This is a genomic window from Salinarimonas soli (assembly GCF_008386575.1).
In the GTDB taxonomy this organism is placed as follows: Bacteria; Pseudomonadota; Alphaproteobacteria; order Rhizobiales; family Beijerinckiaceae; genus Salinarimonas_A; species Salinarimonas_A soli.
Map to the genome: position 1 here is coordinate 1 of NZ_VUOA01000253.1, position 446 is coordinate 446.

General features: G+C 57.0%; 1 protein-coding gene. It reads right to left on the minus strand.

Annotated elements, in window-relative coordinates; translation table 11 throughout:
• On the minus strand, positions 1–427 hold a 427-nt coding region (locus tag F0L46_RS27965), incomplete at its 3' end, for an MC/SLC25 family protein (protein WP_149822442.1).
• Between the last annotated feature and the right edge of the window lie 19 nt (positions 428–446).

Here is a 446-nt window from a genome sequence, read left to right on the forward strand (position 1 = left end):
CGGCAATGTAACCAGCTGCAAACGTCACCACCAGCTGTTCACCCTTGGTGCATTGTTCACGGGGCTTGGGCACAACATACTGGTACAGCAGCTCAAGGGTGCGTTCGAAGCAAGCAAACTTCATCATCGTGTACGGGATCTGTCTGCCCCAGAGCGGCACCAGGCCCTTGTAGAACGTGCCGTAACCTTCGTTCTTGACCATCTTCGGCCACGCCTCGCGGAGGGTGCTCGCGAAACCAGGCATCGTTTGGATACGGACCTTAGCCGCCTCCATGGGCGACAGGGCGATGTCGGCGATGAATTCCGCCGACGCAGACGCCGCCAGGTACACGAAGGTACGGTAAGTGTAGGCGGTCTCGTCGTCCAGCATACCGGCGTAGGCGACTTTGAACACTTCATAGAAACCGAACTTGCAGAGACCCTGCATTGAATACCCAATGAAAGTG